This window comes from Peribacillus sp. GL_122 (assembly GCF_057835005.1).
In genome coordinates this window covers 87,925-97,500 of record NZ_CM174415.1, presented here as the reverse complement: position 1 = coordinate 97,500, position 9,576 = coordinate 87,925, and the positions used below count along the sequence as shown (strand labels likewise).

The window sequence follows — 9,576 nt, the reverse complement described above, 5'->3', positions numbered from 1 at the left end:
TGACCCTCCACGGTTGAGCCGTGGGCTTTCACATCAGACTTAAGGAACCACCTGCGCGCGCTTTACGCCCAATAATTCCGGACAACGCTTGCCACCTACGTATTACCGCGGCTGCTGGCACGTAGTTAGCCGTGGCTTTCTGGTTAGGTACCGTCAAGGTACCAGCAGTTACTCTGGTACTTGTTCTTCCCTAACAACAGAACTTTACGACCCGAAGGCCTTCTTCGTTCACGCGGCGTTGCTCCGTCAGACTTTCGTCCATTGCGGAAGATTCCCTACTGCTGCCTCCCGTAGGAGTCTGGGCCGTGTCTCAGTCCCAGTGTGGCCGATCACCCTCTCAGGTCGGCTACGCATCGTCGCCTTGGTGAGCCATTACCTCACCAACTAGCTAATGCGCCGCGGGCCCATCTATAAGTGACAGCGTAAACCGTCTTTCCATCTTCTCTCATGCGAGAAAAGAACGTATCCGGTATTAGCTCCGGTTTCCCGAAGTTATCCCAGTCTTATAGGCAGGTTGCCCACGTGTTACTCACCCGTCCGCCGCTAATCTCAGGGAGCAAGCTCCCATCGATTCGCTCGACTTGCATGTATTAGGCACGCCGCCAGCGTTCGTCCTGAGCCAGGATCAAACTCTCCGAAGAAATGTTTGACTTGCTCATTTGCTTTTTTGATAGTGTGTGCTCACTTAAAATTTAACGTTGGCGCTTTGTTTTGTTCAGTTTTCAAAGAGCAATTTGACTCTTCTTAAAGAATCAACTTTCTTATCATATCAAAGCCAAATGGGCTTGTCAAGTTTTTTTGGTGGAGCCTAGCGGGATCGAACCGCTGACCTCCTGCGTGCAAGGCAGGCGCTCTCCCAGCTGAGCTAAGGCCCCAAAAAAATCATGGTCGGGAAGACAGGATTCGAACCTGCGACCCCTTGGTCCCAAACCAAGTGCTCTACCAAGCTGAGCTACTTCCCGAAAAAATATGGTGCGCCCGGCGGGAGTCGAACCTACAACCTTCTGATTCGTAGTCAGATGCTCTATCCAATTGAGCTACGGGCGCATATTAAGATGAAAGATGGTGCCGAGGACCGGAATCGAACCGGTACGGTAGTCACCTACCGCAGGATTTTAAGTCCTGTGCGTCTGCCAGTTCCGCCACCCCGGCATAAATAAATAGTGGAGCGGAAGACGGGATTCGAACCCGCGACCCCAACCTTGGCAAGGTTGTATTCTACCACTGAACTACTTCCGCGAACATGCGGGTGAAGGGACTTGAACCCCCACGCCTTGCGGCGCCAGATCCTAAGTCTGGTGCGTCTGCCAATTCCGCCACACCCGCATAATAAAATGGTGAGCCATGAAGGATTCGAACCTTCGACCCTCTGATTAAAAGTCAGATGCTCTACCAACTGAGCTAATGGCTCATATATACTATTTATATATGCTATATCAAGCTTGTATGAAAATGGTGCCGGCAAGAGGACTTGAACCCCCAACCTACTGATTACAAGTCAGTTGCTCTACCAGTTGAGCTACACCGGCAAGTGTAAAAATGGTGGAGGATGACGGGATCGAACCGCCGACCCTCTGCTTGTAAGGCAGATGCTCTCCCAGCTGAGCTAATCCTCCATATATAACTGCTTGGCGGCGTCCTACTCTCACAGGGGGAAACCCCCAACTACCATCGGCGCTGAAGAGCTTAACTGCCGTGTTCGGAATGGGAACGGGTGTGACCTCTTCGCTATCGCCACCAAACATAAAAGGAACGTTGTTCCTTCAAAACTAGATAATAAGAAGGTATTTCATTTTTTAAAAAGCGTTGGTTAAGTCCTCGATCTATTAGTATCAGTCAGCTCCACATGTCGCCACGCTTCCACCTCTGACCTATCAACCTGATCATCTTTCAGGGATCTTACTAGCTTGCGCCATGGGAAATCTCATCTTGAGGGGGGCTTCATGCTTAGATGCTTTCAGCACTTATCCCGTCCGCACGTAGCTACCCAGCTATGCCTTTGGCAAGACAACTGGTACACCAGCGGTGCGTCCATCCCGGTCCTCTCGTACTAAGGACAGCTCCTCTCAAATTTCCTGCGCCCGCGACGGATAGGGACCGAACTGTCTCACGACGTTCTGAACCCAGCTCGCGTACCGCTTTAATGGGCGAACAGCCCAACCCTTGGGACCGACTACAGCCCCAGGATGCGATGAGCCGACATCGAGGTGCCAAACCTCCCCGTCGATGTGGACTCTTGGGGGAGATAAGCCTGTTATCCCCGGGGTAGCTTTTATCCGTTGAGCGATGGCCCTTCCATGCGGAACCACCGGATCACTAAGCCCGACTTTCGTCCCTGCTCGACTTGTAGGTCTCGCAGTCAAGCTCCCTTGTGCCTTTACACTCTACGAATGATTTCCAACCATTCTGAGGGAACCTTTGGGCGCCTCCGTTACTCTTTAGGAGGCGACCGCCCCAGTCAAACTGCCCACCTGACACTGTCTCCCACCCCGATAAGGGGCGCGGGTTAGAATTTCAATACAGCCAGGGTAGTATCCCACCAACGCCTCCACCGAAGCTAGCGCTCCGGCTTCTCAGGCTCCTACCTATCCTGTACAAGCTGTACCAAAATTCAATATCAGGCTGCAGTAAAGCTCCACGGGGTCTTTCCGTCCTGTCGCGGGTAACCTGCATCTTCACAGGTACTATAATTTCACCGAGTCTCTCGTTGAGACAGTGCCCAGATCGTTACACCTTTCGTGCGGGTCGGAACTTACCCGACAAGGAATTTCGCTACCTTAGGACCGTTATAGTTACGGCCGCCGTTTACTGGGGCTTCGGTTCAAAGCTTCGCTTGCGCTAACCTCTCCCCTTAACCTTCCAGCACCGGGCAGGTGTCAGCCCCTATACTTCGCCTTGCGGCTTCGCAGAGACCTGTGTTTTTGCTAAACAGTCGCCTGGGCCTATTCACTGCGGCTTTTCTGGGCTATTCACCCTAAAAAGCACCCCTTCTCCCGAAGTTACGGGGTCATTTTGCCGAGTTCCTTAACGAGAGTTCTCTCGCACACCTTAGGATTCTCTCCTCGCCTACCTGTGTCGGTTTGCGGTACGGGCACCTTACATCTCACTAGAGGCTTTTCTTGGCAGCGTGGAATCAGGAACTTCGGTACTATATTTCCCTCGCCATCACAGCTCCGCCTTAATGGAAACGGGATTTGCCTCGTTTCCGGCCTAACTGCTTGGACGCGCATATCCAACAGCGCGCTTACCCTATCCTTCTGCGTCCCCCCATCGTTCAAACGATGTATAGGTGGTACAGGAATATCAACCTGTTGTCCATCGCCTACGCCTTTCGGCCTCGGCTTAGGTCCCGACTAACCCTGAGCGGACGAGCCTTCCTCAGGAAACCTTAGGCATTCGGTGGAAGGGATTCTCACCCTTCTTTCGCTACTCATACCGGCATTCTCACTTCTAAGCGCTCCACCAGTCCTTCCGGTCTGACTTCAACGCCCTTAGAACGCTCTCCTACCATCGACACCTAATGGTGTCAATCCACAGCTTCGGTGATACGTTTAGCCCCGGTACATTTTCGGCGCGGAGTCACTCGACCAGTGAGCTATTACGCACTCTTTAAATGGTGGCTGCTTCTAAGCCAACATCCTGGTTGTCTAAGCAACTCCACATCCTTTTCCACTTAACGTATACTTTGGGACCTTAGCTGGTGGTCTGGGCTGTTTCCCTTTCGACTACGGATCTTATCACTCGCAGTCTGACTCCCAAGAATAAGTATTTGGCATTCGGAGTTTGACTGAATTCGGTAACCCGTTGGGGGCCCCTAGTCCAATCAGTGCTCTACCTCCAATACTCTCATCTTGAGGCTAGCCCTAAAGCTATTTCGGAGAGAACCAGCTATCTCCAGGTTCGATTGGAATTTCTCCGCTACCCACACCTCATCCCCGCACTTTTCAACGTGCGTGGGTTCGGGCCTCCATTCAGTGTTACCTGAACTTCACCCTGGACATGGGTAGATCACCTGGTTTCGGGTCTACGACCTCATACTCATTCGCCCTATTCAGACTCGCTTTCGCTGCGGCTCCGTCTCATCAACTTAACCTCGCATGAAATCGTAACTCGCCGGTTCATTCTACAAAAGGCACGCCATTACCCATTAACGGGCTTTGACTACTTGTAGGCACACGGTTTCAGGATCTATTTCACTCCCCTTCCGGGGTGCTTTTCACCTTTCCCTCACGGTACTGGTTCACTATCGGTCACTAGGGAGTATTTAGCCTTGGGAGATGGTCCTCCCTGCTTCCGACGGGATTTCTCGTGTCCCGCCGTACTCAGGATCCACTCAGGAGGGAACGAAGTTTCAACTACAGGGTTTTTACCTTCTTCGACGGACCTTTCCAGGTCGCTTCATTTACCCCGTTCCTTTGTAACTCCATGTTGAGTGTCCTACAACCCCAAGAGGCAAGCCTCTTGGTTTGGGCTAATTCCGTTTCGCTCGCCGCTACTCAGGAAATCGCGTTTGCTTTCTCTTCCTCCGGGTACTTAGATGTTTCAGTTCCCCGGGTCTGCCTTCAGTACCCTATGTATTCAGGTAAAGATACTGTTCCATTACGAACAGTGGGTTTCCCCATTCGGAAATCTCCGGATCAAAGCTTACTTACAGCTCCCCGAAGCATATCGGTGTTAGTCCCGTCCTTCATCGGCTCCTAGTGCCAAGGCATCCACCGTGCGCCCTTTCTAACTTAACCGTTAAAAAAGTCTTACAGATGCTTTGAAAAAAATTAATTGCCTTCTATCTATTATCTAGTTTTCAAGGAACAAAGCAGAAAGAATCCATCACATCGTGATGCTTCTCTTTCCTATTTGAATGAATTACTCATTCAAAACTGAACAAAACAAAAGCGCTCTCGTAATTATCCTTAGAAAGGAGGTGATCCAGCCGCACCTTCCGATACGGCTACCTTGTTACGACTTCACCCCAATCATCTGTCCCACCTTAGGCGGCTGGCTCCATGAAGGTTACCTCACCGACTTCGGGTGTTACAAACTCTCGTGGTGTGACGGGCGGTGTGTACAAGGCCCGGGAACGTATTCACCGCGGCATGCTGATCCGCGATTACTAGCGATTCCGGCTTCATGCAGGCGAGTTGCAGCCTGCAATCCGAACTGAGAATGGCTTTATGGGATTCGCTTACCTTCGCAGGTTTGCAGCCCTTTGTACCATCCATTGTAGCACGTGTGTAGCCCAGGTCATAAGGGGCATGATGATTTGACGTCATCCCCACCTTCCTCCGGTTTGTCACCGGCAGTCACCTTAGAGTGCCCAACTGAATGCTGGCAACTAAGATCAAGGGTTGCGCTCGTTGCGGGACTTAACCCAACATCTCACGACACGAGCTGACGACAACCATGCACCACCTGTCACTCTGTCCCCCGAAGGGGAAAGCCCTATCTCTAGGGTTGTCAGAGGATGTCAAGACCTGGTAAGGTTCTTCGCGTTGCTTCGAATTAAACCACATGCTCCACCGCTTGTGCGGGCCCCCGTCAATTCCTTTGAGTTTCAGCCTTGCGGCCGTACTCCCCAGGCGGAGTGCTTAATGCGTTAGCTGCAGCACTAAAGGGCGGAAACCCTCTAACACTTAGCACTCATCGTTTACGGCGTGGACTACCAGGGTATCTAATCCTGTTTGCTCCCCACGCTTTCGCGCCTCAGTGTCAGTTACAGACCAGAAAGTCGCCTTCGCCACTGGTGTTCCTCCAAATCTCTACGCATTTCACCGCTACACTTGGAATTCCACTTTCCTCTTCTGCACTCAAGTTCCCCAGTTTCCAATGACCCTCCACGGTTGAGCCGTGGGCTTTCACATCAGACTTAAGGAACCACCTGCGCGCGCTTTACGCCCAATAATTCCGGACAACGCTTGCCACCTACGTATTACCGCGGCTGCTGGCACGTAGTTAGCCGTGGCTTTCTGGTTAGGTACCGTCAAGGTACCAGCAGTTACTCTGGTACTTGTTCTTCCCTAACAACAGAACTTTACGACCCGAAGGCCTTCTTCGTTCACGCGGCGTTGCTCCGTCAGACTTTCGTCCATTGCGGAAGATTCCCTACTGCTGCCTCCCGTAGGAGTCTGGGCCGTGTCTCAGTCCCAGTGTGGCCGATCACCCTCTCAGGTCGGCTACGCATCGTCGCCTTGGTGAGCCATTACCTCACCAACTAGCTAATGCGCCGCGGGCCCATCTATAAGTGACAGCGTAAACCGTCTTTCCATCTTCTCTCATGCGAGAAAAGAACGTATCCGGTATTAGCTCCGGTTTCCCGAAGTTATCCCAGTCTTATAGGCAGGTTGCCCACGTGTTACTCACCCGTCCGCCGCTAATCTCAGGGAGCAAGCTCCCATCGATTCGCTCGACTTGCATGTATTAGGCACGCCGCCAGCGTTCGTCCTGAGCCAGGATCAAACTCTCCGAAGAAATGTTTGACTTGCTCATTTGCTTTTTTGATAGTGTGTGCTCACTTAAAATTTAACGTTGGCGCTTTGTTTTGTTCAGTTTTCAAAGAGCAATATCTTTCGGAACAGCTTATTTATAATAACATTTTCATTACTGCAAGTCAACAACTTTTTTAAAACTTTTTAAAAGTTTGTAATCTGTTTGCAACTCGTTCGTAACGACAGATATAAATATAACACCATTACGTTAAGTGCGCAATACCTTTTTTAAAGTTTTTTTGAGATAATGTTGTTTTTCTTTCAAGCCCTAGAATCCACTCTATTAAAAGACATGAAATTATAATAAAAAAACAAAAAACCGAATGGGACATACCAGGATCATGAGCTGCGCCCAATGATCCCAGCCATCCGAATTCGGCCTGCAATCAATATTCATTTTGCTTATATTAGCGATGTCTCATCAACGGGAATAACAGGACGTCACGTATAGACGGAGAATTGGTCAATAGCATAACCAAACGGTCAACACCAATTCCAAGTCCGCCAGTTGGCGGCATTCCATATTCTAACGCCTCCAAGAAATCTTCATCCATTTCATGGGCTTCATCATTACCTTGCTCTCGTTCTTTTAATTGAGCTTCAAAGCGTTGACGTTGATCAATAGGGTCGTTTAGTTCCGTGAAGGCATTCGCATGCTCCCTACCTACAATAAATAACTCAAAACGATCTGTGAAACGGGAATCTTCCGGATTTTTCTTTGCTAAAGGAGAGATTTCCACTGGATGGCCATAGATGAATGTAGGTTGAATCAACTTATCTTCTACCCTTTGTTCAAAGAATTCATTTACGATATGGCCGAACTCCATGGATTCCTTAACTTCAATCCCATTTTCTTTAGCAAGCTGCTGGGCTTCTTCTTTACTCATTTGAGTCCAGAAGTCCACACCAGTATATTCTTTTACAGCATCAACCATGTGAAGTCGTTTCCATTCCGGCTTTAACTCTATCTCATACTCCCCATACTGGATGGTAGTCGTCCCCAGAACTTCTTGAGCGATATGGGCAATCAGGTTTTCCGTTAAACTCATGATATCTTGGTAATCCGCATATGCCTCGTATAATTCGATCAATGTGAATTCAGGATTGTGTCTTGTGGATACTCCTTCATTTCTGAAAACCCGGCCAATTTCATAAACTTTCTCCAATCCGCCGACGATTAAGCGTTTTAGATGAAGTTCGATGGCAATCCTTAAATTCAATGGCATATCCAAGGCATTATGGTGAGTAAGGAAAGGGCGTGCTGCAGCTCCACCAGCAACAGAGTGCAGTAGAGGCGTTTCCACTTCAAGGTATCCATGATCGTCCAAATACCGTCTCATGGCTTGTACAATACGACTGCGCATGATCAATGTGTTTTTGCTTTCCTCATTTGTAATTAAATCGACATAACGCTTCCGGTAACGCTCTTCAACATCCTTTAGGCCATGAAATTTATCAGGCAACGGACGAAGCGCTTTAGCAAGGAACACATATTCTTTAGCTTTAATGGAAAGTTCCCCGACTTTCGTTTTGAAAATAACGCCAGTTACCCCTACGATATCGCCAAGATCCGTTTGGTTGAAAATTTGGTAAGAATCTTCTCCTATGTTATCTAAACGGACGTAGATTTGGATTTGACCGCTAATATCCTGGATATGGGCAAATCCCGCTTTCCCTTTTCCACGCTTCGTCATGACACGGCCAGCGATCGTAACTTCAATTTCTTTTTCTTCAAGATCTTCTTTTTCTAATTCACCATAAGCACTGACTATCTCCTGAGTGTTATGTGTGCGCTCGAATCTGCTCCCGAAAGGGTCTTGTCCATTATCCATCATGGCCTGCATTTTATCGCGCCTTACCTGCAGTTGGTCATTCAATTCTTCATGACTCACGAAAATCATCTCCATCTTTATTAATAAATGCATTATATAATTAATCAGAAATTCTTTTGCATACATATTTATTCTTACATAAAGTAAAGGAATTCAACAGCTTTTTATCTTAAAACATTGTTTATGTACATATAAAAACTGCCAGGATTACTGGCAGTTTAAGATAAGCGTATTATAGGAAAATAGGAAGGTAATGTCAAACATCAGACCATTTGGATATTTTGTTGCTTCGCTTCTATATCATCAACAAGTCCATATAGAAGGCTAACAACATCTTCCCTTGTTTCACAATCATTAATCCCTTTACGAGCCTTAGCATTCCCTTTAACACCTTTTAAATACCAAGAAGCATGCTTACGCATTTCACGAACAGCAACATTTTCATTTTTCAACGCAATTAGACGATCCATATGAAGCACGCAAACGTCCATCTTTTCACGAACGGACGGTTCATCCATCAGTTGACCGGTTTCCAGATATTTTACAGTACGGTATATCATCCACGGGTTACCTAGAGCTGCCCGGCCGATCATGACTCCATCAACACCCGTTTCCTTCAGCATTCTTTCCGCATCTTGTGGAGTTTCCACATCACCGTTACCGATAAGGGGAATATTAATTGATTTCTTCACTTCACGGATGATGTCCCAGTTAGCTTTTCCTTCATACATTTGAACTCGTGTTCTGCCATGCATGGAAACAGCTTTACCACCTGCGCGTTCAACAGCCTGGGCATTTTGAATCGCAAAAACGTGCTCATCATCCCAGCCTATGCGCATTTTCACCGTTACCGGCTTTTCAACAGCATCAACCACCGCTGAAACCATCTCATAAATTTTGTTTGGATCGAGAAGCCACTTTGCACCCGCATCACATTTAGTGATTTTAGGAACAGGGCAGCCCATGTTGATATCAATGATGTCAGCATTTGTATTTTTATCTACAAATTGTGCTGCTTCGACCAAAGATTTCTTTTCTCCGCCAAAGATTTGCAAACTTAACGGCTTTTCTCTTTCATCTATATAAAGCATATTCATCGTTCTAGCATTTTGTAAAACGATTCCCTTGTCACTGACCATCTCCGCACAAACAAGTCCAGCACCAAATTCCTTGACGGTCAAGCGGAATGCCGAGTTACAGACTCCCGCCATCGGTGCTAGCACTACCGGATTCTTCATTTCTATATTGCCTATTTTTAACAC

General features: G+C 48.2%; 2 protein-coding genes, 9 tRNA genes and 4 rRNA genes (1 of these 15 only partly in view). All 15 read right to left on the bottom strand.

From position 1 onward, the window contains the following. Nucleotides 1–641 (bottom strand): 16S ribosomal RNA (locus tag AC3ISB_RS00530); it reaches 910 nt to the left of the window's first position. 158 nt (nucleotides 642–799) lie between these two features. Continuing rightward, nucleotides 800–875 (bottom strand) — tRNA-Ala (locus AC3ISB_RS00525). Between the two features lie 10 nt (nucleotides 876–885). Then, nucleotides 886–962, bottom strand: a tRNA-Pro gene (locus tag AC3ISB_RS00520). 8 nt (nucleotides 963–970) lie between these two features. Beyond that, nucleotides 971–1,047: transfer RNA gene (locus tag AC3ISB_RS00515), tRNA-Arg, on the bottom strand. A gap of 16 nt (nucleotides 1,048–1,063) precedes the next feature. After that, nucleotides 1,064–1,152, bottom strand: a tRNA-Leu gene (locus AC3ISB_RS00510). 12 nt (nucleotides 1,153–1,164) lie between these two features. Further along, nucleotides 1,165–1,239 (bottom strand) — tRNA-Gly (locus AC3ISB_RS00505). Nucleotides 1,240–1,244: 5 nt separating this feature from the next. After that, a tRNA-Leu gene (locus AC3ISB_RS00500) sits at nucleotides 1,245–1,326 on the bottom strand. A 9-nt stretch (nucleotides 1,327–1,335) separates the two neighbouring features. After that, a tRNA-Lys gene (locus AC3ISB_RS00495) sits at nucleotides 1,336–1,411 on the bottom strand. 42 nt (nucleotides 1,412–1,453) lie between these two features. Next, nucleotides 1,454–1,529: transfer RNA gene (locus AC3ISB_RS00490), tRNA-Thr, on the bottom strand. Nucleotides 1,530–1,540: 11 nt separating this feature from the next. Then, a tRNA-Val gene (locus tag AC3ISB_RS00485) sits at nucleotides 1,541–1,616 on the bottom strand. Nucleotides 1,617–1,626: 10 nt separating this feature from the next. Next, nucleotides 1,627–1,742 (bottom strand): 5S ribosomal RNA (rrf, locus tag AC3ISB_RS00480). A 64-nt stretch (nucleotides 1,743–1,806) separates the two neighbouring features. Next, nucleotides 1,807–4,739: ribosomal RNA gene (locus AC3ISB_RS00475) — 23S ribosomal RNA — on the bottom strand. Nucleotides 4,740–4,914: 175 nt separating this feature from the next. Next, nucleotides 4,915–6,465: ribosomal RNA gene (locus tag AC3ISB_RS00470) — 16S ribosomal RNA — on the bottom strand. The 16S, 23S and 5S rRNA genes sit together here with 9 tRNA genes alongside, the layout of an rRNA operon. Nucleotides 6,466–6,889: 424 nt before the next feature. Continuing rightward, nucleotides 6,890–8,389 (bottom strand): lysine--tRNA ligase, encoded by a 1,500-nt coding sequence (gene lysS, locus AC3ISB_RS00465; RefSeq protein ID WP_179891136.1) that lies wholly within the window; start codon nucleotides 8,387–8,389, stop codon nucleotides 6,890–6,892. Nucleotides 8,390–8,577: 188 nt separating this feature from the next. Then, on the bottom strand, nucleotides 8,578–9,576 hold the full coding sequence (dusB, locus tag AC3ISB_RS00460; protein WP_098372680.1) for a tRNA dihydrouridine synthase DusB: 999 nt from the start codon (nucleotides 9,574–9,576) through the stop codon (nucleotides 8,578–8,580).